18 protein-coding genes are annotated in these 25790 nt (G+C 69.9%); 4 read left to right on the top strand and 14 right to left on the bottom strand.

What is annotated here, in order from left to right:
* Positions 1-38: 38 nt before the first annotated feature.
* Together PG2T_RS12755 and PG2T_RS12750 are read right to left on the bottom strand one after the other, a co-directional pair.
* On the bottom strand, positions 39-353 hold the full coding sequence (locus PG2T_RS12755; RefSeq protein ID WP_068808358.1) for a rhodanese-like domain-containing protein: 315 nt from the start codon (positions 351-353) through the stop codon (positions 39-41).
* Between the two features lie 17 nt (positions 354-370).
* Complete coding sequence (locus tag PG2T_RS12750; protein ID WP_068806212.1) at positions 371-1033, bottom strand: protein-L-isoaspartate O-methyltransferase family protein; 663 nt, start codon at positions 1031-1033, stop codon at positions 371-373.
* A 192-nt stretch (positions 1034-1225) separates the two neighbouring features.
* On the opposite strand from PG2T_RS12750, the gene thiC reads away from it, so the two are divergent.
* Positions 1226-3106, top strand: coding sequence for a phosphomethylpyrimidine synthase ThiC (thiC, locus tag PG2T_RS12745; protein WP_068806210.1), 1881 nt, complete (start codon positions 1226-1228; stop codon positions 3104-3106).
* A 169-nt stretch (positions 3107-3275) separates the two neighbouring features.
* Here thiC and PG2T_RS12740 read toward each other — a convergent pair whose 3' ends face one another.
* The 3 genes from PG2T_RS12740 to PG2T_RS12730 form a co-directional block, all read right to left on the bottom strand.
* A complete protein-coding gene (locus PG2T_RS12740) occupies positions 3276-5198 on the bottom strand; it encodes a glycosyltransferase (RefSeq protein ID WP_068806208.1) in 1923 nt (640 codons plus the stop codon).
* Positions 5199-5429: 231 nt separating this feature from the next.
* Positions 5430-6470: an S-methyl-5-thioribose-1-phosphate isomerase gene (gene mtnA, locus PG2T_RS12735; protein WP_068806206.1), complete on the bottom strand. Its 1041-nt coding sequence runs from the start codon at positions 6468-6470 to the stop codon at positions 5430-5432.
* Complete coding sequence (locus tag PG2T_RS12730) at positions 6467-7279, bottom strand: arylamine N-acetyltransferase family protein (protein WP_068806203.1); 813 nt, start codon at positions 7277-7279, stop codon at positions 6467-6469. The genes mtnA and PG2T_RS12730 overlap by 4 nt, the downstream gene beginning before the upstream one ends.
* Positions 7280-7367: 88 nt before the next feature.
* Here PG2T_RS12730 and moeA point away from each other — a divergent pair, with 88 nt between their 5' ends.
* Complete coding sequence (gene moeA, locus PG2T_RS12725; protein WP_068806200.1) at positions 7368-8627, top strand: molybdopterin molybdotransferase MoeA; 1260 nt, start codon at positions 7368-7370, stop codon at positions 8625-8627.
* Positions 8628-8763: 136 nt separating this feature from the next.
* Here moeA and dtd read toward each other — a convergent pair whose 3' ends face one another.
* From dtd to PG2T_RS12690, 7 genes are all read right to left on the bottom strand, one after another.
* Complete coding sequence (dtd, locus tag PG2T_RS12720; RefSeq protein WP_068806197.1) at positions 8764-9201, bottom strand: D-aminoacyl-tRNA deacylase; 438 nt, start codon at positions 9199-9201, stop codon at positions 8764-8766.
* 2 nt (positions 9202-9203) lie between these two features.
* Positions 9204-11039 carry a translational GTPase TypA gene (gene typA, locus PG2T_RS12715; protein ID WP_068806194.1) on the bottom strand — a complete coding sequence of 612 codons (1836 nt, stop codon included), beginning with the start codon at positions 11037-11039 and terminating at the stop codon, positions 9204-9206.
* 149 nt (positions 11040-11188) lie between these two features.
* On the bottom strand, positions 11189-13549 hold the full coding sequence (locus tag PG2T_RS12710; protein ID WP_068806191.1) for a phosphoketolase family protein: 2361 nt from the start codon (positions 13547-13549) through the stop codon (positions 11189-11191).
* Positions 13550-13613: 64 nt separating this feature from the next.
* Complete coding sequence (gene pgm / locus PG2T_RS12705) at positions 13614-15263, bottom strand: phosphoglucomutase (alpha-D-glucose-1,6-bisphosphate-dependent) (RefSeq protein ID WP_068806188.1); 1650 nt, start codon at positions 15261-15263, stop codon at positions 13614-13616.
* Entirely contained in the window at positions 15260-15565 is a 306-nt protein-coding gene (locus PG2T_RS12700; RefSeq protein ID WP_068806175.1) for a DUF1840 domain-containing protein, read from the bottom strand. The genes pgm and PG2T_RS12700 overlap by 4 nt, the downstream gene beginning before the upstream one ends.
* Before the next feature lie 60 nt (positions 15566-15625).
* Positions 15626-16072, bottom strand: a complete 447-nt coding sequence (locus PG2T_RS12695; RefSeq protein WP_068806172.1) for an OsmC family protein — start codon at positions 16070-16072, stop codon at positions 15626-15628.
* Positions 16065-16508, bottom strand: a complete 444-nt coding sequence (locus PG2T_RS12690; protein WP_068806170.1) for an acyl-CoA thioesterase — start codon at positions 16506-16508, stop codon at positions 16065-16067. The genes PG2T_RS12695 and PG2T_RS12690 overlap by 8 nt, the downstream gene beginning before the upstream one ends.
* 113 nt (positions 16509-16621) lie before the next feature.
* Between PG2T_RS12690 and PG2T_RS12685 the strand changes: the two genes are divergently transcribed.
* Entirely contained in the window at positions 16622-17158 is a 537-nt protein-coding gene (locus PG2T_RS12685; protein ID WP_068806167.1) for an acyloxyacyl hydrolase, read from the top strand.
* 56 nt (positions 17159-17214) lie between these two features.
* On the opposite strand, the gene PG2T_RS12680 is transcribed toward PG2T_RS12685, so the two are convergent.
* Complete coding sequence (locus PG2T_RS12680; protein WP_068806164.1) at positions 17215-18741, bottom strand: c-type cytochrome; 1527 nt, start codon at positions 18739-18741, stop codon at positions 17215-17217.
* Positions 18742-18752: 11 nt separating this feature from the next.
* A complete protein-coding gene (locus tag PG2T_RS12675; RefSeq protein ID WP_068806161.1) occupies positions 18753-20162 on the bottom strand; it encodes a hypothetical protein in 1410 nt (469 codons plus the stop codon).
* A 218-nt stretch (positions 20163-20380) separates the two neighbouring features.
* On the opposite strand from PG2T_RS12675, the gene PG2T_RS12670 reads away from it, so the two are divergent.
* Positions 20381-25780: a GH36-type glycosyl hydrolase domain-containing protein gene (locus PG2T_RS12670; protein WP_068806158.1), complete on the top strand. Its 5400-nt coding sequence runs from the start codon at positions 20381-20383 to the stop codon at positions 25778-25780.
* The last annotated feature ends 10 nt before the right edge of the window (positions 25781-25790 follow it).

Genomic DNA, 25790 nt, shown 5'->3' with positions numbered 1-25790 from the left:
TAGGGATTCCTGCGAATGCGTGAGGGTGGACGGCAGAATCAATAAACAGCCAGACCGGGATCAATCTGTCTGGCCCAGGCATCGATACCGCCGCTGAGATTGGCCACGTCCGCGAAGCCATTGCGCTCCAGCCAGAGTGCGACCTGAAAACTGCGCACGCCGTGGTGGCAGACCACCACCGTCGTGCGCGTCGGGTCCAGTTCGTGCAGGCGCTGCGGCAGTTCCTGCATCGGCAGCAGGCGCGAACCTGCCAGCGAACACAGCGCATGCTCCCAGGGTTCCCGAACATCGACCACTTGCCAGGCCGCGGCCACCCCCGCGTCCTGCTCGGCCTTGAAAGCGTGTACCGACAACTCGCGCACGCGCCGGCCTAGAACTCGAACGCGGCCGCCGTACGCACATGCAGCAGCATCGGCGCATCGGTTTCGAACAGTACCTGCCGGTGCCAGTCGGCCTCGCCGGTGCGGGTGATCAGCACCGCCTGCATGGCGGGCTGCCGACCGATGATCGCCGCCAGGCGACCGCCCGTTTTGAGGCTGTTCAGAAAGGGCTGCGGCACCGCCGGCACGGCGCCACTGATCATGATGGCGTCGTAGGGCCCGTGATCCGGCCAGCCGTCGGCGGCGTTGCCGGTTTCCACCCGCACATTGCGCACGCCGGCCTCGGCCAAATGCCGGGCGGCCGACTCCGCCAGTTCGGCAAACACGTCGACGGTGGTCACGAACGCCGCCAAGCGGGACATGAGCGCCGCCATGTAACCGCTGCCGGCACCGACCTCCAGCACCACGTCGCTCGGACCCAGCGCCAGCGCCTGCAGGAAGCGGCCCTCGATCTTGGGCGGCAGCATCACCTGTCCGTGCCCGATGGGCAACATCAGGTCGGCGTAGGCCAGGTTGCGGTAGGCCGGCGGCACGAAGGCCTCGCGCGGCATGTCGGCCAGCAGGTCCAGCACGCGCTCGTCGGACACGTCCCAGGCACGCACCTGGTTCAGGAGCATGTTGAAACGGGCGGCGCCAAGGTCCGGGCTGTTCATATCGGGGGACGACCGGGGACAGGTGACGACCCATGCGTGGGTCGGGCGGGTGAGTCCAGCAACCGGTGCGGCGCGTTGACACCCCTTCGAAGCGGCGCATAGATTACCGTTGCTGCCCACATTGCCACAACAACAACGCCGCAGCGCCGCCGCCCGCGCAGCGCGCCACTCGCCGCCCCCACAGGTCATCCCATGAACGCCACCCAGAAACCCGTGCTCACGCCGGCCTCCGACGTCGATGCCGAACTGCGCCGGCCGTTCGCCGGCTCGTCGAAGATTTACATCACGGGCAGCCGGCCGGACATCCGCGTGCCGATGCGCGAAGTCACCCAGACCGCCACCGACACCCAGCACGGCGGCGACAGCAACGAGCCGATTGCGCTGTACGACACCTCGGGTGCGTATACCGACACCGACGCCAGCATCAACCTGCGCGCCGGCCTGCCGGCCATCCGCGCGGCCTGGATCGCCGAGCGTGGCGACACCGAAGTGCTGCCACAGATCAGCTCCGCCTACGGCCGCGAGCGCGCCACCGCGGACGACGTCTCCGGCATCCGCTTTGCCCACACGCGCCTGCCGCGCCGCGCGCTGGCCGGCCAGAACGTCACGCAGATGCACTACGCCCGGCGCGGCATCGTCACGCCGGAGATGGAATTCATCGCCATCCGCGAGAACCAGCGCCTGCACGCCGTACGCGACCAGGCCCTGCTGCGCCAGCATCCGGGTCACAGTTTTGGCGCCGCCATCCCGAGCCAGATCACGCCCGAATTCGTGCGCGACGAAGTCGCCCGCGGCCGCGCCATCATTCCGAACAACATCAACCACCCGGAAAGCGAGCCGATGATCATCGGCCGCAACTTCCTGGTGAAGATCAACGGCAACATCGGCAACTCGGCCCTGTCCTCGTCGATCGAGGAAGAGGTGGAAAAAATGGTCTGGGGCATCCGCTGGGGCTCCGACACCATCATGGATCTATCCACCGGCAAGAACATTCACGAAACGCGCGAGTGGATCATCCGCAACTCGCCGGTCCCGATCGGCACCGTGCCCATCTACCAGGCGCTGGAAAAGGTCGACGGCAAGGCCGAGGAACTGACCTGGGAGATCTTCAAGGACACCCTGATCGAACAGGCCGAACAGGGTGTCGACTACTTCACCATCCACGCCGGCGTGCTGCTGCGCTACATCCCGCTCACGGCCAAGCGCCTGACCGGCATCGTCAGCCGCGGCGGCTCGATCATGGCCAAGTGGTGTTTGTCGCACCACAAGGAAAGTTTCCTCTACACGCACTTCGAGGAAATCTGCGAAATCATGAAGGCCTATGACGTCGCCTTCTCGCTGGGCGACGGCCTGCGGCCGGGCTCGATTGCCGATGCCAACGACGCCGCGCAGCTGGGCGAGCTGAAAACCCTTGGCGAGCTGACGCAGATCGCCTGGAAGCACGACGTGCAGGTCATGATCGAGGGCCCCGGCCACGTGCCGATGCACCTCATCAAGGAGAACATGGACCTGCAGCTGGACTACTGCGACGAGGCGCCGTTCTACACCCTGGGGCCGCTGACCACCGACATCGCGCCCGGCTACGATCACATCACGTCTGCCATCGGCGCCGCCATGATCGGCTGGTACGGCACCGCCATGCTGTGCTACGTCACGCCCAAGGAGCACCTTGGCCTGCCCAACAAGCACGACGTGCGCGAGGGCATCGTCACCTACAAGATCGCCGCCCACGCCGCGGATCTCGCCAAGGGCCACCCGGGCGCGCAGCTGCGCGACAACGCGCTGTCCAAGGCGCGCTTCGAGTTTCGCTGGAACGACCAGTTCAACCTGGGCCTGGACCCGGACAAGGCACGCGAGTTCCACGACGAGACCCTGCCCAAGGAATCGGCCAAGCTGGCGCACTTCTGCTCCATGTGCGGCCCGCACTTCTGCTCGATGAAGATCACCCAGGACGTGCGCGACTACGCGCAAAGCAAGGGCCTGGCCGACGAGGAAGGCGCCCTGACCGCGGGCATGCAGGAGAAGGCGATCGAGTTCCGGGCGACCGGGCAGCAGGTGTATCGCAAGCTGTAAGGCACATGACGCGCTCGCGCAGCGTCTTGCGCCTTTCCGGAGCACTGCATCGCCGGGCCCGATCGGGCCCGGCAACAACGCAGCCAGGCGCCGGACGCAAAGCCTTCGGGAAACGCTGAAGCAGGAGCCCGGCTGTGGCGGGCGATCATCGCGCAGCAAAGCTGCGCTCCTACTGCAAGGGGTCCTCACCCGGACCCGAAGCGGCCGGCGTCATCGTGAAGATCAGCGTGGGAAATACTCGCCGCAGCTTGACGTAGATGCTCTCCGGCAGCCACTTGAACACTGCGCGGTACGCCAGCGCGCGCGGGCGTTCCAGCTCGAAGGTCAGGCGCAGCGCCCGGCCGTGTTGTTGGGCAAAGCCGAAGCCGGCCCCGCGCAGCAGGGCTTCGACCTGCGGGACGGTCAGCGGGCGGCAGTCGTAGTGGCTGCCGCGCTGGCGCAGGCGCAGGTAGGGCGTGCGCCAGGCTTCCGGCAGCCAGCTCAGGAAGGCCAGGCGGTAGTGCGGCTCCACCAACTGCCAGCGGTTGGGCACGGCCAGGTAACCGACGCCGGCGGGGCGAAGTACGCGGCGCAATTCGGCCAGGTGCCGGCGCTGCGCGATCGAATCGCCAACATGTTCGATGACGTGATTGCTGATCACCACGTCGAAGTGGCCATCGGGAAACGGCAACTGAACGTCGTCAACCCGAGTGAATCGGTAGCCGTCGTGAATCTGTCGGCTGTCGGTGACATCCACCGCGTCGACCTCACAGCGCAGGCTGCGGTGCGTGCCGAAATAGTGCGCGATTCCGCCAGAGCCGGTGCCGACTTCCAGCAGGCGCAGCGGCCGGCCGGTCGGCGTCAGGCCAAGCAGGGCTTCGATCTTGCGCGCCTTGGCGTTGCGGCTTCGCAGGTCGAGTACGGCGTGGCCACGGCGCGCAGTGTCAGCGTCAGCGACTGGCGGATCGAGGGTTTCGGCAAGCGTGGTGCGCAGCCGTTCGCCGAAGCGCTGCCAGCGGAAGCCTGCCGCGAATTCACGGGCGCTGGCGCGCAGCGGCGTATCGCGGCGGGCGGCCAGCAATTGGCAGGTGCGCTGCGCAAAACCGGCGTAATCGCTCGGTTGAATTAGATAGCCGCTGCGTCCGGGGTTGACGGCGTCCGGCACACCGCCAACGGCAAAGGCCACGGTCGGCAGGCCATGGGCGGCGGCCTCGATGGCGACCATACCGAAACCTTCGACGTCACCGGGCATGTCGCGTACCGGGAACACGTGCACGTCGGCCGCGAAGTAAGCCTGGCTCAAGGTCTCGTCATCGCAAGGGCCAAGCAGCCGCAGGTCTGCACTCAGGCCCAGCTCGGCGGCCAGTGCCTGCAGCGCCGCGCGGCCGCCGGTGCCGGCGCCGGTGAGCGCGTCGGGCGCTTCGTCGCCGATGACCACCAGGACTACATCCGGGTGTTGCTTCTCGATGGCCGGCAGGGCATGGCGGATGAACTCAGCCAAGCCCTTGCGCGCGGTCAGGCGCCCGACCGACAGCAGGAGGGGGCGCTGACTGAGCTGGTGCTGCGTGCGAAAAGCATCGGTGGAGTCGTGGCTGGCGGCGGGCAGGGTGACACCCGGGTGGATCACGGTGATCCTGCCGCGGGCGACACCTGTGCGCGCGGCGATATCGGCCGTGTTGGCACTGTTGGTCAGGGCGTGGTCGAGCCGCCGCAAGGCCGGCAGCCAGACAGCGCGGTACAGCAAGTGCGGGGCAAGCAGGTCGAGCCCGTGCACATAGGCCACCGATCTGGCGCCAGCGCGCCAGGCGGCCAGTTTTACGCTGATGACGGTCAGGCCACTGCCGGCGAGTGCGATGTCTATCGGCTGGCCAGCTCGGCGCCAGACAGCCCGCAGCGAGCGCAGCAGGAAGCCGGACAGGGGGCGGACCGGAATTTCGATCACTTCGCACTGGCCCGGCAGGAATTGGCCGCAGCCTGCCGGGCCAATGACGGTCAGATCGCTCCATTCGGCCAGCGCCTGGGCCATGTGCAGGTTCAGCCGTTCCATGCCACCGCGCAGCGGCGGCAGGTTGCGGGTTATCAGCAGGATGCGCGGGCGGGGGATGTCACTCAAGGCTTGTGCCACGCACCCGGTCCATCGATTCCGGATTTGCAAATCGCCCGAGCCGAAGTGCCGACGGCTGGCGCCTGGATATCCGTCGCCCCGAGGAGCGTAGCGACGTGGGGGCCTTGCCTTTAACGGCACCGTGCCGGAGGACAAAGGCAAGGTTGCCGCGGCCGGCTTGGCCGCCCTCGCAACGACGAGGGTGAGAGCAGGTACGGAAGATCAATGCGCGGGCCGGCTTCAAGGTCCCAGCGCCGCCAGAAAATCCGCGATCCGCGCCGCATCCGGTCGTTCGATGACGCCGTGCTCGCAGACGATGGCGTCGATCAGATCGGCCGGCGTCACGTCGAACACCGGATTCCAGGCGGCGAAGCCCGCGGGCGCAATGGCCTGGCCGGCCAGGCAGGTCAGCTCCTGCGCCGGGCGTTCCTCGACTTCGATGGCGGATCCGTCCGGCGTGGCCGGATCGAAGGTCGACAGCGGCGCCACCACCATCACCCGTGCGCCGTGGGCGCGCGCCGCCAGCGCCGCAGTGTAGGTGCCGATCTTGTTGGCGGTGTCGCCATTGGCGGCGATGCGGTCGGCGCCGACGATCAGCCACGCCGGGCGCAGGCGGGCGAACAGCCAGGCCGCCGCGCCGTCCACCACCAGCCGCGCCGGGATGCCGTCCTGTTGCAGTTCCCAGGCGGTCAGGCGCGCGCCCTGCAACCACGGCCGGGTCTCGTCGACGAACACTTCGCGGATGCGGCCCTGCGCGTGGGCGGTGCGGATCACGCCCAGCGCCGTGCCGTGGCCGCCGGTGGCCAGCGCGCCGGTGTTGCAGTGCGTCAGCACCCGGCTGCCCGGTTCGATCAGCGCCGCGCCGTATGCCGCCATGGCGTGATTGGCGGCGATGTCCTGATCGTGGATGGCGCGCGCGGCGGCCAGCAGCGCCGGTTCGGGATCACCGGCCAGTTCCGCTAGGCAGCCGGCCATGCGCTGCACCGCCCAGGCCAGGTTCACCGCCGTCGGTCGCGCCGCGGCGATAAGGTCCAGATCGGCCACGATGACATCCCGCCAGCCGGTGCCGTGGCCGGCATAGGCGGCCCGCGCCGCCAGCACCGCGCCGTAGGCGGCGGCGATGCCGATGGCCGGCGCGCCGCGCACCACCATGTCGCGGATGGCGTCCGCCACCTCGGCGGCACTGGCGCAGCGCAGCCACAGCTGCTGGGCCGGCAGCAGCCGCTGGTCCAGCAGTTCGAGTGCCCCGCCCTGCCAGCGCAGGGCGCACACGGCGCTCATGCCGCACCCCGTGCGGCGAGTGTGTCGATCAGCTCGGCAACATCCGCCGCCGGCAGGCCAATGTCGTTCACCAGCAGCGCGGCCAGCGACGCCGGGTCGTCGACGCGCCGGGCGCCTACCTGCGCACCGCGGTCCTCGGTAAGCTCGTTGCCGATCAGGATCAGCCGCCGCTCGGGGGCCAGACGGTGCGCGATCAGGCCCTGTACGAAGCGGGACTCCGGGTGGGTCGAGACGTAATAGCTGGACATTTCGTAATCGGCCAGGGCCTGTTCCTGCAGGGTGAACTGGTACAGCTCGGTCCAGTCGCCCTCGCCGATCTGCAGGCGCCACAAGCCGTCCTGCTCCACCAGCCGGTACTGCCACAGGTACTGCGCCTGAGCCGCACCGGGCGCAAACGCCAGCGGTCGCAGCGGGCCGGCGGCGCCGAAGCCGACATCGGCCAGCCAGGCGGCGTCGTCCATCTCCACCCGCAGCAGCATGTGCGTGCGCGGCAACACGCGCTGGGTGCGGTAGGTGACGCGGGCCGCCAGGCGCCGCACGCGAAAGCCGAGCTGTTCCAGCACCGCCGCGAACAGCAGGTTCTGCTCGAAGCAATAGCCGCCGCGGCGCGCCGTGACCAGCTTGTCGAACAGGCTGGGCAGGTCGAGGCGAATGCCGCGCCCGAGCAGCACGTCCAGGTTCTCGAACGGGATGTGGCGCACGTGCGCCAGGTGCAGGTCGGCCAGCACCTTCGGCGTCGGTTGCAGCGCGCCGCGGTAGTCGATGCGGTGCAGGTAGCGGTCAAGATCGAGCGGACTTGCGGCAGTCACGGCGGGCGCTCCGGTGCGACTCAATACAATGTGCGAGGCGCCCGTCTCACCGGGCGGCCGCCATCTTAACAAGCCAGGAATCTGCACCATGGATAGCCCCGACCCGCCGGATTGCACGCCCGCCAGCCTGGGCTTCGAGGTCGCGCTGGCGCAGGTGCTGGGCACGCTCACGCCGCTGCCGGGCCGGGAGGAAGTGCCGCTCGAACAGGCCCTGGGCCGCGTGTTGGCGCAGCCGCTGCTCGCCGGCATGGACCTGCAACCGTGGCCGAACTCGGCCATGGATGGCTACGCCTTTGCCGTGGCCGACCTGGACCTGGCCCTGGGCGAGGGCCTGACGCTGGCCGGCACCGCGCTGGCCGGGCACCCGTTCACCGGCAGGCTCGCCGCCGGACAGTGCGTGCGCATCCTGACCGGCGCCATCCTGCCAGCCGGCGCCGACACCATCGTCATGCAGGAACAGGTGATCGTGGAAGGTCCGCGCGTGCGTCTGACAGCCGCAGTGCGTCCGGGCAGCAACGTGCGCGCGCCGGGCGAGGACGTGCGCGCCGGGGAGGTGGTTTTGCCGGCCGGCAGCCGCCTCGGTCCGCCACAGATTGCGCTCGCCGCCGCGCTCGGCCAGGGGCACCTGACAGTCACGCGCCGGCCGCGGGTCGCACTCTTCACCAGCGGTGACGAGCTGACGCCTCTCGGACAGCCGCTCGCCGCCGGCGCCATTTACGACAGCAACCGCTATCTGCTGCGCGCCATGCTGGAAGAAATGGGCGTGTCTGTGGTCGACCTTGGCATCGTCGCCGACGACCCGGACGCCGTGCGGGCGGCCTTTGCCGCTGCCCGCGCACAGGCCGACGTGGTGATCAGTTCCGGCGGCGTGTCGGTGGGCGATGCCGACTACGTGCGAGACGTGTTCAGCGAGTTCGGCGACATCCACTTCTGGCGCATCGACATGAAACCCGGCCGGCCGCTGGCCTTCGGACGTCTGGGCGAGACCTGGTTTTTCGGCCTGCCGGGCAATCCGGTGTCGACCGCCGTCACCTTTCTGCAATTCGTGCGGCCGGCGCTGCGCCTGCTGGAGGGCGAGCCGGCCAGTCCGCCGCTGCGGCTGGAACTGCCGCTGCTGGAAGCTGTGCACAAGGCGCCCGGGCGGTTGGATTTCCAGCGCGGCGTTCTCTCCCGCGATGCCACCGGCCGGCTTGGTGTGCGCAGCGCAGGTCACCAGGGCTCGCACGTGATGAGCAGTCTGGCCGCCGCCGACTGCCTGATGGTGCTGTCTGCCACGGCCGGCGACCTGCCGGCCGGCAGTCTGGTGCAGGTGGAATTGCTGCCCTGGCGGGCCACGACGAAGCCCTGATCCGTGGGAGATTCCATATTCCCGTTCGTGGAAGCGACACCCTTGTGTGAGCGGCGCCCTCGCCGCGAATCCTCGAAGCAAGCATTCGGCCCGGGGGCGGGCCTCCCACACCAGAGAATCGCGGCCCTGGTCGCGATCACACCCGCAGCAGAAACGTCACCGGCCCGTCGTTGGTCAGGCTGACCTGCATGTGGGCGCCGAACTGACCGGTGGCGACATTTGCGTGGCTCGCGCGCGCCGCGTCGACCAGGCAATCGAACATGGCCCTGGCCTGCGCCGGTTCCGCAGCGCTGGTGAAGCTCGGCCGCCGGCCGCGGTCGGTATCGGCGGCCAGGGTGAACTGCGGCACCAGCAGCAGGCCGCCGCCGGTATCGGCGAGGGACAGGTTCATGCGCCCATCCGCATCGTCGAAAACGCGGTAGCCGAGTATCCGATCGGCCATGCGCTGCGCCTGCGCCGGGGCGTCGCCCGGCTGCACGCCGACCAGCACCAGCAGGCCCGGCCCGATCTGGCCTACGGTGTCACCGGCGACGCTGACGCGGGCCTCGGTGACCCGCTGCAGCAGCGCCAGCATGCTCAGTCGGCGGCGCGGCTGTGGCGGCGCCGGTCGGATTCGAGCAGGTGGCGCTTTCGCACGCGCAGGAAATGCGGCGTGACCTCGACCAGCTCGTCGTTCTCGATGAATTCGAGTGCCTGTTCCAGCGACTGGCGCGTGTGCGGCGTCAGCACGATGTTCTCGTCGCTGCCTGAGGCGCGCATGTTGGTCAGCTGCTTGGCCTTGAGCGGGTTCACGGTCAGGTCGTTGCCGCGGCTGTGCAGGCCGATCACCTGTCCCTCGTACACCTCGTCGCCCGGGCCGACCATCAGCCGCCCGCGCTCCTGCAGGTTGAACAGCGCAAAGCCGACCGCCTTGCCGGTGCCGTTGCTGATCAGCACGCCGTTCTTGCGCACCGCCACCTCGCCGCTGGCGACCGGCGCGTAGGCGTCGAACACATGGTGCATGAGGCCGGTACCGGCGCTGGCCGACAGAAAGTCGGTGCGCAGGCCGATCAGGCCGCGGGTCGGGATGCGGTAGTCCAGGCGCACCCGGCCGCGGCCGTCCGGCACCATGTCGGTAAGCTCGCCGCGGCGCGCGCCGATCAGCTCCATGATGTTGCCCTGGTAGGCGGAGTCCACATCGATGGTGAGCTGTTCGTAAGGCTCGCAGGCCACGCCGTCGATTTCCTTGATGATCACCTGCGGGCGCGACACGGCCAGCTCGTAACCCTCGCGGCGCATGGTCTCGATCAGGATCGACAGATGCAGTTCGCCGCGGCCGGACACGCGAAACACGTCCGGATCCTCGCCGTCCTCCACCCGCAGCGCGATGTTGGTCAGCAGCTCCCGGTACAGGCGCTCGCGCAGCTGGCGGGAGGTCAGGAACTGCCCGTCGCGGCCGGCGAAGGGCGACTTGTTGACCTCGAAATTCATGGTGATGGTCGGTTCGTCCACCGTCAGCGCCGGCATGGCTTCCGGGCGTTCCGGGTCGCACAGGGTGTCCGAGATGGCCAGGCCCTCGACGCCGGTGACGGCGATGATGTCGCCGGCCGAGGCCTGCTCGACCTCGTAGCGCTCCAGACCGCGAAAGGCCAGCACCTGCAGCGCCCGGCCGCGGCGCTGCGTGCCGCCGGCGCCGACCACCATCACCGACTGGCCGCGCCTGAGCGTGCCGCGCCGGATGCGGCCGATGCCGATCACGCCCACGTAGCTCGAATAGCCCAGCGCGCTGATCTGCATCTGCAGCGGGCCGTCGACTTCCACCTGCGGCGGCGGCACCTTGTCCACAATGGTCTGAAACAGCGGCGTCATGTCGCCTTCGCGCACGCTGTCGTCGAGTCCCGCGTAGCCCATCAGGGCCGAGGTGTAGACCACCGGGAAATCGAGCTGCTCATCGCTGGCGCCCAGCCGGTCGAACAGGTCGAAGGTCTGGTTCAGCACCCAGTCCGGGCGCGCACCAGGGCGGTCCACCTTGTTGATGATGACGATCGGGTGCAGACCGGCCGCGAAGGCCTTTTCGGTCACGAAGCGCGTTTGCGGCATCGGCCCGTCGACGGCATCCACCAGCAGCAACACCGAGTCGACCATCGACAGGATGCGCTCCACCTCGCCGCCGAAGTCGGCATGGCCGGGCGTGTCCACGATGTTGATGCGGTACGGCGTGTCGCCGCCCGGCGGGGTCCAGTCCACGGCCGTGTTCTTGGCGGTGATGGTGATGCCCCGCTCGCGCTCCAGGTCATTGCTGTCCATGACCAGGTTGCCGTGGTCCTCGTGGGCGGCGAAGGTGCCGGACTGGCGCAGCAGCTGGTCGACCAGCGTGGTCTTGCCATGATCGACGTGGGCGATGATGGCGATATTGCGGATATGGGTGGACATGAAAGGCCGGCAGGCGGGAGCGAGGGGGCGGCGATTATAGCCGCCCGGCCGTGACCGGCCGGCTTCAGGCTCCGGTCAGGCCAGGAAGGCGCGGCTTCACTGCGCGATGATCGCCCGGCAAAGCCGGGCTCCTACAGTTTTTCGATGCCTCATCCGGGCCACTTCCAGTCCCGAATCTGCGGCATGTCCTGACCGTGCGTGTTGATGTACTGCCGGTGCTCGATCAGCTTGTCCTTGAGCTGCTGCTTCAGGTAGAGGCCCCGCTCGCCGGTCTGCGGCAGGCGGTCGATGGCGTCCATCGCCAGGTGGAAGCGGTCCAGATCGTTCAGCACCGTCATGTCGAAGGGCGTGGTGATGGTGCCCTCCTCCTTGTAGCCGCGCACGTGGATATTGGCGTGGTTGGTGCGGCGGTAGGTCAGCCGGTGGATCAGCCACGGGTAGGCGTGATAGGCGAAGATCACCGGCTTGTCGCGGGTGAACAGCTCGTCGAAGTCCATGTCGCTGAGGCCGTGCGGGTGTTCGCTGGGCGGCTGCAGCTTCATCAGGTCGACGACGTTGACGACGCGGATTTTCAGCTCCGGCAGGTGCTCGCGCAGGATCGAAACCGCCGCCAGCGTCTCCAGCGTGGGCACGTCGCCGCAGCAGGCCATGACCAGGTCCGGCGCCACCGCCTGGTCGTTGCTGGCCCACTGCCAGATGCCGATGCCCTGCGTGCAGTGCTTGACGGCGGCATCCATCGACAGCCATTGCGGCGCCGGGTGTTTGCCGGCCACCACCACGTTGACGTAGTGCCGGCTGCGCAGGCAGTGGTCCATCACCGACAGCAGGCAGTTGGCATCGGGCGGAAAGTAGACCCGCACCACCTCGGCCTTCTTGTTGACCACCAGATCGATGAAGCCCGGGTCCTGGTGCGTGAAGCCGTTGTGATCCTGGCGCCAGACGTGCGAGGCCAGCAGGTAGTTCAGCGAGGCGATCGGGCGCCGCCAGGGCAGGTGCGCGGTCACCGTCAGCCACTTGGCGTGCTGGTTGAACATCGAGTCCACGATGTGGATGAAGGCCTCGTAGCAGTTGAACAGGCCGTGCCGGCCGGTGAGCAGATAGCCCTCCAGCCACCCCTGGCACTGGTGTTCGCTGAGCACCTCCATCACGCGGCCGGTGGGCGCGAGAAATTCGTCGCCGGACTCGGTGGCGCCGGCCCACTGGCGCTCGGTCGCCTCGAACAGGGCGCCCAGGCCGTTCGAGATCGTCTCGTCGGGGCCGAAGACGCGGAAATTGCGCTGGGCGTCGTTGAGCCTCACCACATCGCGCAGGAAGGGTCCCAGCACGCGCGTGTCGCCGATGCCGCGCACGCCCGGCGCCGGCACGTCCGCCGCGTAGTCGCGAAAATCCGGCATGCGCAGGTCGCGCAGCAGCATGCCGCCGTTGGCGTGGGGATTCGCGCCCATGCGCCGGGTGCCGGTAGGCGCCAGTTCGGCCAGCTCCGGCTGCAGGCGCCCCTGCTCATCGAACAGTTCCTCGGGGCGGTAGCTGCGCAGCCATTGCTCGAGCAGCACCAGGTCCTGCGGATGGGCATTCGGGTGCAGCGGCACCTGGTGGGAACGGAACGAGCCCTCGTTCGGGGCGCCATCGACCATCGCCGGCCCGGTCCAGCCCTTGGGCGAGGCCAGCACGATCATCGGCCAGCGCGGACGCCCGCGATGGCCGTGCTGGCGTGCGTCCTGCCGGATGTTCCTGATCTGCTCCACGGCCGTGTCCAGGGTCGCGGCCATCGCCGCGTGCATCAGGTCGGGTTCGTGGCCCTCGACGAAGTACGGCGTCCAGCCGCAGCCGCGCAGGAACTGCTCCAGCTCCTCGCGCGTGATGCGGGCCAGGATGGTCGGATTGGCGATCTTGTAGCCGTTCAGGTGCAGGATCGGCAGCACCGCCCCGTCGCCGACCGGATCGAGAAACTTGTTCGAATGCCAGGCCGTGGCCAGCGGGCCGGTTTCCGCCTCGCCGTCGCCGATGACGCAGGCGACGATCAGCTCGGGATTGTCGAACACCGCGCCGAAGGCATGGCTGAGCGAATAGCCCAGCTCGCCGCCCTCGTGGATCGAGCCCGGGCATTCGGGCGAAGCATGGCTGGGAATGCCGCCGGGAAAGGAGAACTGCTTGAACAGCCGCTGCAGCCCGGCCTCGTCCTGGCTGATGTCGGGATAGATCTCGCTGTAGGTCCCTTCGAGATAGGTGTTACCCACGACAGCCGGGCCACCGTGTCCGGGGCCGGACACATAGACCATGTCCAGATCGTATTGCTTGATCACCCGGTTCAGGTGCGCGTAGATGAAGTTCTGCCCCGGGGTCGTGCCCCAGTGCCCCAGCAGCATGCGCTTCACGTCGGTGAGCGCCAGCGGCCGCCTCAGCAGCGGGTTGTCGCACAGGTAAATCTGGCCGACCGCCAGGTAATTGGCGGCGCGCCAGTAGGCGTCGATCCGGCGCAGCAGGTCGAGGGAAAGGCTGCTGGTGTTCATGCTGCTCCTACGGCCCGCCGGGCCGGTCTTGTGGGCGTCGGCTGCGGCTGGCGGCGCACGGCGTTCATCCGGCACTCGCCAGCGCGGCGCCGACGATGGTCTGCGCCTCGGACTGGATGCGGCGCAGGTGGGCTTCTCCCAGAAAACTCTCAGCGTAGATCTTGTAGATGTCCTCGGTGCCGGACGGCCGGGCTGCAAACCAGCCGTTTTCGGCCACGACCTTCAGGCCGCCGATCGGCGCATCGTTGCCGGGCGCGCGGGTCAGCGTCGCCAGGATGTTTTCGCCCGCCAGCTGCGTGGAGTGCACCTGCCGTGGCGACAGCTGCGCCAGCATTTTCTTTTGCGCCGGCGTCGCCGGCGCCTCGATGCGGTCATAGGCCGGCGCGCCGAACTCGCCGGTGAGCTGGCGGTAGATCTCGCCCGGGTCGCGACCCAGGCGGGCGGTGATCTCGGCCGCCAGCAGGGCCGGCACGATGCCGTCCTTGTCCGTGGTCCACACGCTGCCGTCCCGGCGCACGAAAGTGGCCCCGGCGCTCTCTTCCCCGACGAAACCCAGCGACCCGTCCATCAGGCCATCGACGAACCACTTGAAGCCGACCGGCACCTCGTACAGCCGCCGGCCGAGCTTGGCCGCCACGCGGTCGATCATCCGGCTGCTGACCAGCGTCTTGCCGATCGCCGCCGCCGGGCTCCACTGCGGGCGATGCTGGAACAGATAAAAAATGGCGACCGAAAGATAGTGATTGGGTGGCAGCAGTCCGGCGCCTTGGGTGACGATCCCGTGCCGGTCGTGATCGGTATCGCAGGCAAAGGCGATGTCGAAGCGGTCCTTCAGACCAATCAGGCCCTGCATGGCCCAGGGCGAGGACGGGTCCATGCGAATCCGGCCGTCCCAATCAACCGTCATGAAACGAAAGGTCGGATCGACGACAGCGTTCACCACCGTCAGATCCAGGCCATGGCGCTCGGCAATCGCGCCCCAGTAATGGACGCCCGCGCCGCCGAGCGGATCCACGCCCATGCGGACCCCGGCGCCGCGGATCGCGTCCATATCGAGCACGCTGCCCAGATCGGCCACGTAGGCGGTCACGAAATCGTGCCGATGCGTGGTGGCGGCGCGCAGTGCCTGCTGCAAGGGCATTCTCTTGACGTTCCGCAGGCGGTCTTTCAGATAGGCGTTGGCCATGGCTTCGATCCGGCCTGTCACGTCGTTGCCCGCCGGTCCACCGCTGGGCGGGTTGTACTTGTAGCCGCCACTGTCGGGCGGATTGTGCGACGGCGTGATGACGATGCCATCGGCCAGCCCTGAAGCCCGCGCCCGGTTGTAGCAGAGGATGGCGTGGGAGATCACCGGCGTGGGCGTGTAGTCATCGCGCGCGTCGAGCATGACTTCCACGCCGTTGGCGGCCAGCACTTCGAGCGCGCTGACGCGGGCCGGCTCCGACAGCGCATGGGTGTCGATGCCCAGAAACAGCGGGCCATCGATGCCCTGCTGCGTGCGGTAATCACAGATCGCCTGGCTGATGGCGAGTACGTGCCATTCGTTGAAACTGCCATCGAACGCGCAACCGCGATGCCCGGAGGTGCCAAACGCGACCCGTTGCGCCGCCTGCGCCGGATCGGGCGTGTCGCTGTAATAGGCCGTGACCAGGCGCGGCACGTTCACCAGCAGGTCCGGCGGGGCGGGCTGGCCCGCCAATGGACTTGTCGTCATTTCCACATCACCCGTGAGTTCGACTTGACTGCGGCCGCCAGCAGACTGATCAGGGGCAGCGCCCGATTCGCGAGACTGACGACAGGCGCGCCCGCCGCCTCCTCGTCCTCGTCCACGAGAGACGGAGTGTCCTTTGTCGCTGCGATGGCAGTGGTCAGCCGAGCCAGTGCGGCCGGCACATCGGCCGCCAGAATCGCCCCCGGCACGGTCGGGCTGTGTCCCATCATGTCCAGCATGGACAGCGCCACCTCACCGAACATGATGACGTCGCCGTAGTCGTCGGTCGTGAACGTGACCAGCATGGCGTACTCCTGAAACCAAAAAAACCCGTACCGGCCGCGGCACCCGTGCCGCCGGGGCCGTCAGTCGGTCGCGATGCGCACCTGGGCCGTGATCGAGTTGCCGATGAAGCAGTTGCGGTGTGCCGATTCGTGCAGTTTGTCCAGTTCCTCGGCGTTGGGTTCCGCGCCATCGAACACGATTACCGGGCGCAGCACTACTTCGGTCACGGCCATGCGGCCCTGCGCGTTCTTGCCCAGCGTGCCGCTGGCCTGGTCGCGGTAACTGCCGACCTTGAAGCCGCGCTTGTCGGCCACCGCCAGGAAGGTCAGCATGTGGCAGCTGGACACGGCGGCGACCAGGGCCTCCTCCGGATTGGTGTGGCCGGCATCGCCGGCATAGTCCGGAGCGGACGAGGCGCGCAGCGTCTGCTCGCCGGCCAGGCGCCACTGATGAGCGCGGCTGTAGTCGTCCGGGTGGCCGGCGCGCGGTGCGCGCTGCCAGGCGATTTCCACGTTGAAGTCAGACATCGTCGGTATCCTCGTTCAGAGCCGTCAGGCGTGTCAGAAAATCCGCCGGCCGGCGCACCGGGCGCCGCGCCGCGTAATCGAAAAAGCCCATCAGCGTGCGCGCCCGCAGCACTTCCTGGCCCGCGCGGCCGATCCGGTAGCGGAACTCGCAGCGGGCGGCGCCAAGACCGGCAACGGCCATGTCCACGCACAGCCGGTCGGCCCAGAACGCCTGCGCGGCGTAGCGGACTTCGAGCTCCAGCATGATCAGGCCGGCCCCGCCGCCGCCTGCCTCATCGTAACCGGCCGCGGCCAGCCAGCGGCGCCGCGCCTCGTGCAGCAGGCTCACCGCGGCGTCGTGACCCAGGTGATTGCCGTAATTGATGTCGCGCGCCTGAACCGTCAGATCGGTGCGGAAATGAAACCGCAACGGCAGACCCAGGCCGCCCCCGCTCATGCGCCGGCCACGCAGTGCCGGCTTGCCGCCGGCAAGGCCGGGAACAATAATTCGCCGGCGCAGCGCCGCGTTGCAATTTTTTTCATATCGAACCCAAAGGGAGAAAAAGAATCATGCCCCGTCACGGATACCGCCTGCTGGCCGGCCTGGTCCTGGCAGCGAATCTCGCGACCCCCGTCGCCGCCGAGAACCGCGCCGAACTGTCCACCGGCTGGGGCGATGACGACACGCAGTTGTACCGCCTCGGCGTCGCCCGCGACTGGAACCGGGCCTGGCACACGGATGGGGACTGGCAGCTGACCGGCTACTGGCTGGCCGAAATCGGCTACTGGAACAGCGACAAAGATAACCGCCAAAACGACAACCTGTGGGAAGTCGGCCTGACGCCGGTGCTGCGCCTGGCACCCAAGGCCAGCGGCGGCATGCGCCCGTACCTGGAAGCCGGCATCGGCGGCCACGTGCTGTCCGACACCCGCATCGGTGAGCGCGAGTTGTCGACCGCCTGGCAGTTCGGCAGTCATCTTGGCGCCGGCCTGGACTGCGGCCGGTTCCAGCTCGGCTATCGCTTCCAGCACCTGTCAAACGCCAGTATCAAGGAGCCCAACGACGGCATCAATTTTCACATTCTGACCGCCGACATGCGGTTCTGAACGCCTCGATCCATCCCCCGTTTTCACGAAGGTAGGCTGGGTTTCTCGGCGCTTCCTCAGGGATAGGCCGCGCGCAGATACGCCGCCAGGGCGCGCCGATCCGCATCATCCAGCGCCGGCGCCGGCATCGAGGCCGGCGGGTTTGCCAGCAGGGCGCCCAGCGCCGCCTGCGAGTAACGGCTGCCAAGCGCGGTCAGTCGCATGCCGGGCGCGCCACCGCGGTGGCAGCTGGCGCAGGCGTGCCGGTCGAACAGCGCCGCGCCCCGCGCGAGCGTGGCATCCGCCTGCTGCGCCGGGTCAAGCCGGCTCAGGGCTGACGCGGCCGGCGACGACGGGCTACCGGCCTGATGCGGCCCGGCCGCGAGCGGCGGCACAAACACCGGCCCCGGCCCGGCGGTCGCCGGGTCCCACGCAATCCGGTAGATCGCACCGGCGTAATCGTCCGACACGTACACCGCCCGGTCCGGACCCGGCAGTGCGTCCACCGGCCGGCCAGTGACCTTGCCCCCCTGCACGAAACCGACCGCGAAATCGCGCTCCGTGATGCGCCCGTCGGCGGCCCAGTGCAGGGACGAGACCCGATAGCCCGACAGCACGCTGCGGTTCCACGAGCCGTGCTGGCCGACCAGGGCGGCGCGCTCGAAACCGGGCGGCGCGCGGTCGGGGTCGAAAAAATTGAACGACAGCGCCGCGACATGCGCGCCGAAGGCATGAGCCGGCGCGATCGGGGCGCGCCCGGCGGCAGCCGGATGGCTTCCGTATTCAGGATCGGGCACGTTGTCGCCGTGCCAGAACGGCCAGCCGTAGAAGCCGCCGGCAACGATGCGGTTCAGCTCGTCCGGTGGAAAATCGTCGCCGAGCAGATCGCGTCCGTTGTCGACACCGAACAGAGCCCCGCTGCCCGGCTGCCAGTCGAAGCCGACGGTATTGCGCAGGCCCTCGGCGAAGGGCGTCACGGCGCCGCCTTGCGGGTCCACGCGCAGCATGGCGGCGCGCGGGGTGATCTCGACGCACACGTTGCAGGACGAACCGTTGCTGACGTACAGCATCCGGTCCGGACCCACGCGCAGCGTGCGCGTGAAATGCATGCCGCCGCCGGCCAGTGTCGCCACCGTCTGCGGCGCGCCGGACACCGCGCGCGTGGCGGCATCGAAGCGCACCCGGCGCACGGCGCCGGTCTCGGCGAAGTAGAGCCAACCCTCGGCAACATCGATGCCGTGCGGGCGGTCCAGTCCCTGCAGCAGCGTGCGCACACCATCGGCGCGGCCGTCGCCATCCGCGTCCCGCTCGACCAGCAGGATGCTGCCCGCCCGCGTGATGCTGACCAGCAGATCGCCGGTGTCCGTGAAGCGCAGCACCCGCGCCGGCCCCAGACCCTCGGCGTACAGGCTGGCCGTGAAGCCGGGCGCCAGGCGCAGGCCGGCGAGCTGGGCCGATGTGGGCTGCGCGCCGCCGATGCCGGCAATGGCGTGCAGCACCGGGCCACGAACCGTCACCTGCGTGCTCAGGTAGCCCAGCGCCAGCGCCGCCAGCACGCCGACCGTCCCCAGAATCCCGACCGAAACCTTCAGTGCCTTGCGCATGTGGCCCTCGGTCAGTGCGGCACTGCAGCAGGTGGTGTCACCGGCTCCGTCGATGCCTCTGTGGGCGGCGCCGTGGCGGGCGCGGGAAGCGGCGCCGGCAGGCTGGCGATCAGCGCGCTGCGGCCGCGCTTGAGCTGCCGCTCGACCAGGCTGCGAAAGCGCTGCGGATCGGCCTTCAGTTCCAGCGCCCCGGCCGGACCGGACAGGCGCACCTGCCCGTAGGGCTCGCGGCTGACCAGATCACGACCCAGATTCATCACCCGCACGGCATCCAGCGGCGTGTCGTCACCGGCGGCCGGCTCCACCAGTGCCAGATGGCTGCCGGCCACCACCGCCAGGCGCGACTCCAGCTGCCGGGGTTGATCGCCGCCGACTGCGCCGCTCACCCGGGCAAAATCCACGTACCAGACGGCGATGCCGTAGCTCACGCCGGGGCGGCGACCGGCCACGGCCTGCGCCAGGGCGGCGCGGGTTTCGGCCAGGGCGGCATCGCTGCCCGGCGCATCGGCCGTCGGCGCCTGCGCGAGCGGCGCGCCGCTGGGCGCGAAGTACAGATAATCACCGGCGCGCGCCGGTGCCGGCAGGCTGCCGCCGGACGGCAGGGACGCGGCCAGTTCCGGATTGAGCACCTCGAAACCGGCCTGCTGGAGCTCTTTCAGCAAGGCCACATAAGCGGCGTCGGTAATCGCCTGCATGGTGGTCAGGGGCACACCGCCGAGTTCCAGGCCGGGCACGCCGGCCGGGCCGTCGGCATCGGCGCTGGTGCGAAACGCGAGCCGGAAATCGAGCATGAACAGCGGCCCGCGTGGCGCCTGGGCGGGGCTGTCCGCCGCCTCGGGCTCGGCGGTCGGCCCGGATTCCGGCGCTGCCGCGACCGCCGGCGCGGTCGCGAGCGGTGTGCCCACCGGGAGCGCAGGCTGTGCCGGGGCAGGCGCGGTGGTGGCGGAGGCACCGGTCGCATCCGCGGCGGGGTCCGCCGCTGGCGCAGGCGCGTCGGGCTTGGCCTTGCCAGCAGCCACGTCGGCGACCCGGCAGCCACGCTTCAGGAACATGTCCACCAGATATTCCTTGCGCGCCCGGGCCGACGAGATGCGCGCCTCGGAATCGCGCCCGCGCCGGCCGAGCACGTCCTTGGCGATGTCGCCAAAGATGCTGCCGAACGGCAGCACCTTAGCCACGCCGGCCACCACCTCGCCGGTGCGCGAGCGGGTGACGGTCTCGGTGGCGCCCCGCACCGCGCCCGGGTCGCCACTGTGCGGCGCCAGCAGGGCCTCGAGCTCCCTGACCTGCCCCGCAATCTGGGCGCAATCGAGCTCGTTGTCGCCCATTTGCACGCGGTCGATCAGGCCGCCGTCCTGGGCCAGCGCGTGGCCGGCCAGCAGCAACAAAACCGCAATACACGCCGCGCGCGACAGAAACATGGGTATGGATGAGTTCCGGATGACTAGAATGCGCCGGCGCTGCGCCGGGCCCGCACCTTTGACCCCGGCCGCGGGCGCTGTTCACCGGCCGCCCCGCGGGCGGCCTCCAGGATGACCGACCGGCCCGGATACCAGCTGCCGCGGGCTGCCATTCTGGCAGAAGCGGCCGCCTGCAACCGGCCGCCGCGTCGGATCGAGGCCAATCCACGAGGGTTTTCGTGCAAACAGCATCTGCCGAGGCCGCGCAGCCGCAACCAATCGCCCTGTGGGCGCTGGGCGCCACCCTGTTCGCCGCGGCGCTGGCGGCGGTCCATGCCGGCATGGCGCTGGCCGCCGCTGCGGGCGCCGGGCTGGGCCTGCTGCTGATCGGCCACGCCGGTGGGGCGCGCGACGGACTGCTGGTCGCCCTGCGTCACGCGGCGGTCGCGGCGCTGCTGGCGCTGGCGGCGACGCCCGGCCTGCCGCTGTGGCAGACGCCGCAGCAGTGGCCTGATCTGCTGCGGCTGACCCCGCTGGGCGCGGCCCTCGCGCTGGCTGTCTACGGCCTGGCGGCGGGCCTGCTGCCAGCCCATCAGCGCCGGCCGCTGCCGGCGGCGACGTCGCTGGTATTGCTGGCGCTGCCGTTCGTGCTGTTCAACGGTCTGTTCCTGCTCGCCTCGAACGGGCTGCTGGACGCGCCGGGCGCCTGGCCGGGACAGGGTCTACCCGCATCCGCACGCCGACTGCTGGGTCAGTGGCTGGTGCTGGGTCTGTTTGGGCAGTTCGCGCTGCTGGGCCTGGGCCTGGCGATGGACCAGCGCTGGACGCGCAGCGGCCGCCTGCACGCGCTGCTGTGGGGCAGCGCGCTGTGGGCGGCGCTGACGCCGCGGCTAGCCGAGCTTGGCAGCGGCCCGTTTGCCGCCAGCCTGCCCGGCTGGCAGCAGCTGCCGCTGGTGGTGGCCAGCGCCGCGCTGGCACAGGCCGGCCTGTGGGGCCAGACCTTTCTGATCACCGGCGCGCTGCTGGATGCGCTCAAGGGCCGGCGCCCGACCTGGCAGGCGGCGGCCGACCACTGGCGCAGCGGCGCCGGCAAGGGCGCGGTCTACAGCGCCTGGTTCATGGTGTTGATACACGGCGGCGCGGCGCTGGGCGCTGGCCCGACGGCGGGCTGGATCGCCGGCTGGCCGCTGCTGGGCGGGGCGCTGGTCGGTGCAGTGCTGTTTCCGCTGGCGCGCACGGTGATCGAGACCTTCGACGGCAGCCCGCCGCTGGCCGGCCGGCTCGCCGCCGCCTACCGACAGCCGGACAACCTGGCGCGCGGCGCGTTGGCCGGGCTGGCGGTGGCGCTGTGGTTCACGCTCGGTGTGCGCGCCGGCAGCGATGGCGTGCGCTTTGCCGCCGGTGTGCTGGGCGGCGCCGTGGTCTACGCCGGGGCCAACCTGCTGTTCGACACCGCCGCCATCGGGCGCGGTTTGCGGCGGCGCCCACAGCGACCGGCGGTGTACCTCCTGCAGGCGGCGATGGGCGGCGTCACCGGCGGACTGATCGCCTGGTATTTCGACGCCAGCCAGTTGCAGGTGGTGCTGGACCGCTTCGCCGGCTACGCGGCGGTGCACAACCCGCAAGCCGGGCGCGGCAGCTACGAGTTCATCATTTACCCGCTGTTCAGCAAGTGGGGCGCCACCGACCTTGGCCTGATCACGGGCGGCGTGAAGCTGTTCTATGCCCAGTCGCTGTCGGGCGTGGTGCAGTGGGCGATCGCCGCGCCGCTGTTCAGCCTGAACCTGGTGCTGCTGACGGCGCTGATCGAGCGGCGTTTGCGGCCGATCCGCGCCATGTTCAGCCGCGCCGGGCTGGCCGAGGTCGGCGCCCAGACGGTGCGGGTGCTGCGCTGGGGTCTGTGGATGGCGCCGATCATCGCGTCCTTCCTGCGCCTGGCGCCGGACCCGGCCTGGTACAACCAGGACGGCGCCGTGCGCTCGGTGCTGGCCACCGTGCAGCAAGTCGTGCAGCCGGCCGGCGACTACCGCGCCTGGAGCCTGGAACTGTTCCTGGGCGTGATGGCCTACGACTGGCTGCGGGTGCTGATCTGGTTCGATCACATGGGCCTGCGGGTGGCGACGCTGGTCAATTTCTCCTTCGTCGGTGTCGACGCGGTCGATGCCAACCTGGCGCGCCGGCTCGGTCACGGGCCGCGTGGGCAGGTGATTCCGGAAGGCCTGCGCCGCTTTGCCACCTGGGCGCCGCTGCTGGTGCCGTTCTACATCCCGCGCGGCGCCGAGTGGGATCAGGTCTGGGCACGTTCCGAGGCGATGCACGGCCAGGCCGGACCGCTGCTGCCGGCGGTGCACGACCTGCTGGGCGCCTACGCTGTGGCAGCGGTGCTGCTGATCGCAATCACCGCGCTGGTGCTGCGCCGCGCGGCGCGCGCCGGTACGCTGGCGCGCATCCATCAGACACCCATGCACCGGCTGGGCAATGGTCGCTACACGCTGCGCCTGGCCGAGGATGGCCTGGGCCATGCGCAGGCGATCCGCGACCGCAAGGGCTGTCCGGAAATCGACCTCACGCGCCGTCCGGAAGACGGCCTGGACCGCCGCGGTCGGTTCTTCTATGTGTCCGAAGCCGGGCAGCCGGTGTGGTCGCTGATGCGCGAGCCCCGCCCGCGCGCCGACGTGCGCCACTCGGTTATCGAGCTGTCGTCGACCGCGCTGTGCTTCCGCGCCGACACGCACGATCTGACGGCCACCGCCCGCGTCGAGGTACCACCCGACGACGCCCTCGAATGCTGGACAGTGAGCTTCGAGAACCGCACCGATCGCCCGCGCCTGCTGCACCTGAGCAGCTTCCAGGAGCTGATGCTCAGCCCCGAGGCGGCGGCCCGCCACCCGGCCTTCAACGCGCAGCACATCGGCACGCATTTCGTGGCACCGCTGTGCGCGCTGCTGGCGCACAGCCGCCTGCTGACCGACTCGCGCGGCCGGCCGGGCGGGGCAACGGCCTTCCACGCCGTGGCGGCCGACGGGCAGGCGGTGCGCCTGGTCGGCTACGAGGACAGCCGCGGGCGCTTCGTCGGTGCCGGCGGCATCGGGCACCCGGATGGTCTGGCAGCCGGCGCGCCGCGCAGGCCCGACGACCAGGGCCTGCTGTACGCCTTCGACCCCGCGTTCTCGCTCACCGTCGAGGTATTCGTCCCGCCGCACGGCAGGGCCCAGGTGCGCTTCGTCACCGGCTTTGCGCCGGATGCAGCCGCGGCGACACAGCTGATCGCCCGCCAACTGGGCACGCCGCTGCCGGCACCGGCCACGCTGGAAGCAAGCCTGACTGCGATCCGCCAGGTGCGGGATGCCTTGCCGCCGACGAGCGAATTTTCCACCGACGGCTGGACGCTCAGCGTCGACGGCAACGCGCCGCGCCCCTACAGCCATCTGATCGCCAACGCCCTGGGCCACGGTGCGGTGCTGGACAGTGCCGGCGACATCGCGTCCTTCGCCGGCAACAGCCAGCAGAACGCCCTGACGCCGTTTCGGCTTGGCGAAACCAGCCACCGCCTGCCCGGCGAGGGGCTGTACGTGGTGGATCTCGCCACCGGCAGTTGCGGATCGCCGACGTTTGCGCCGCTGCGGCGGCCTGAGGTGGCGCACCGGGCCGAGTTCGCGCCCGGCCAGGCGCGCTTCGTCAGCTCGCTGGGTGAACTCGACCTGGAACTGACTGTGTGCGTGGCGCCGGACCAGCCGGCACAGGCGCGCCTCCTGCGGATCGCCAACCGCGCTGCGACGGCGCGCCGCTGCCGGGTGGTGGGCTATTTCGAGTGGGTGCTGGCGGAAATCGCCGCCGACAGCCGGGGCCGGATCGAAGTGCGGCAGGAAAACGGCGTCGTGTTCGCGCGCAACCCGGACAACCTGTTCGCGCCCGGCTGGGCCTTCGTGACCAGCAGCCTTGCGCAGCCGGCGATCGAGACCGTGCGCAGCCGCTTCGTCGGCAAGGCGGCCGGCCCGCTGCCCTGCTTCGTGGGCCTTGGCGCCGGCGATCCGGCGGCCCATGACGACGGCTGCCGCGTCGCGGCCTTGTCGGGCGAGCTGCAGGTGCCGGCCGGCGGCGAACTGTGGGTGAGCTTCGCGCTCGGCCAGGCGCCGAGTCTGGACGAGGCGCGCGCGCTGGCCGCGCAGTCCCGCGAGCTCGGCTGGGCGCAGGCGGCGCTGGCCGCGACCGAGGCCGACTGGCGCCGGCGCCTCGGCATGCTGCGCGTCAAAACCGACCGCCCGGATTTCGATCGCCTGATCAACACCTGGCTGCCGTACCAGGTGGTCGCGGCGCGGCTGTGGGCGCGCTGCGGGCCGCAACAGCGCTCCGGCGCCTACGGCTTTCGCGACCAATTGCAGGACGTGCTGCCGCTGCTGCTGATCGACCCGCAAACGGCCCGCGAGCAGATCCTGCGCCACGCCAGCCAGCAGTTCCTGCAAGGCGACGTGGTGCACTGGTGGCACCCCACGCCGGCCGGTGGCACCGGCTTTGCCGCCCGCACCCGGGCCTCGGACCCGCAGGCCTGGCTGCCGTACCTGACGGCGCAGTACGTGACCGCCACCGGCGATGCGGGCATCCTGAGTGAGGTCACGCCCTTCCTCGAAGGCCGGCCGATCCCGCACGGTGCCGAGGGCCTGGGCTTTGCCCCGCAGCCGAGCGCCGAGCGCGCCAGTCTGTACGAACACTGCCGGCGCGCCGTCGACTACACCCTGGCGCGGCGCGGCCGGCATGGCCTGCCGCTGATCGGCAGCGGCGACTGGAACGATGCCCTGGACCGCATCGGCCACCACGGCCGCGGCCAGAGCGTGTGGCTGGGCTTTTTCCTGCATCGGGTGCTGATCGACTTCGCGCCGCTGGCGCAGGCTCACGGCGATGTCGCGACCGCCACCCGCTGGCTGGGCGAAGCCGCGCGCCTGCGCACGGCACTGGCCGGGATGCAGCGCGACGCGCGTTATCTGCGCGCCATCGCCGACGACGGCACGCCGCTGCTGCTGCCAAACGCATTGACCGCTGCCTGGCCGGCCCTGTCCGGCGCCGTGCCGAACGACATCGCCCTGGCGGCATTGCGCGCCGATCTGCCGGAGCTCGAATCAGACCACCTGGTGCGCGTGCAGTGGCCGCCGTCGGATGAGCATTCCAAACCCTGGCCCGGCCGCATCGCGCTGTACCCGCCCGGCGTGCGCGAGAACGGCGGCCAGTACTCGCACGGCAGCTCGTGGCTGGTGGACGCGCTCACCGCCCTGGCGCGCGACGCAGGCAACCCCGAAACCGCGCAGCTGCTGCGCGCCGACGCGCTGCGGCTGTGGTGCAAGATCTCGCCGCTGGACCGCGATGGGCCGGAACTGGCCGCCCGTTACGGCCTGGCCCCGCACCAGCAACCGGCGGACATCTACAGCGGCCCCGGCCACGAGGGCCGCGGCGGCTGGAGCTGGTACACCGGGGCGGCGGCGCGCATGTTGTGGGCGGCCTATGGGCTGCTGGGCATCGAACTGCGCGCCGGCGAGCTGCATGTGCGGGCAGCAGCCGGCACAGACGCGAACCTGCGCGGCATCCACTGGCGGGGCAAGGCCCAGCGGATCGACGCCGATCAGGCCGGCGATCAATCGCCCCCGTGATGATCGTCCG

It is taken from the genome of Immundisolibacter cernigliae (assembly GCF_001697225.1).
Classification (GTDB): domain Bacteria; phylum Pseudomonadota; class Gammaproteobacteria; order Immundisolibacterales; family Immundisolibacteraceae; genus Immundisolibacter; species Immundisolibacter cernigliae.
This window is presented reverse-complemented; position numbering and strand designations above follow the sequence as displayed.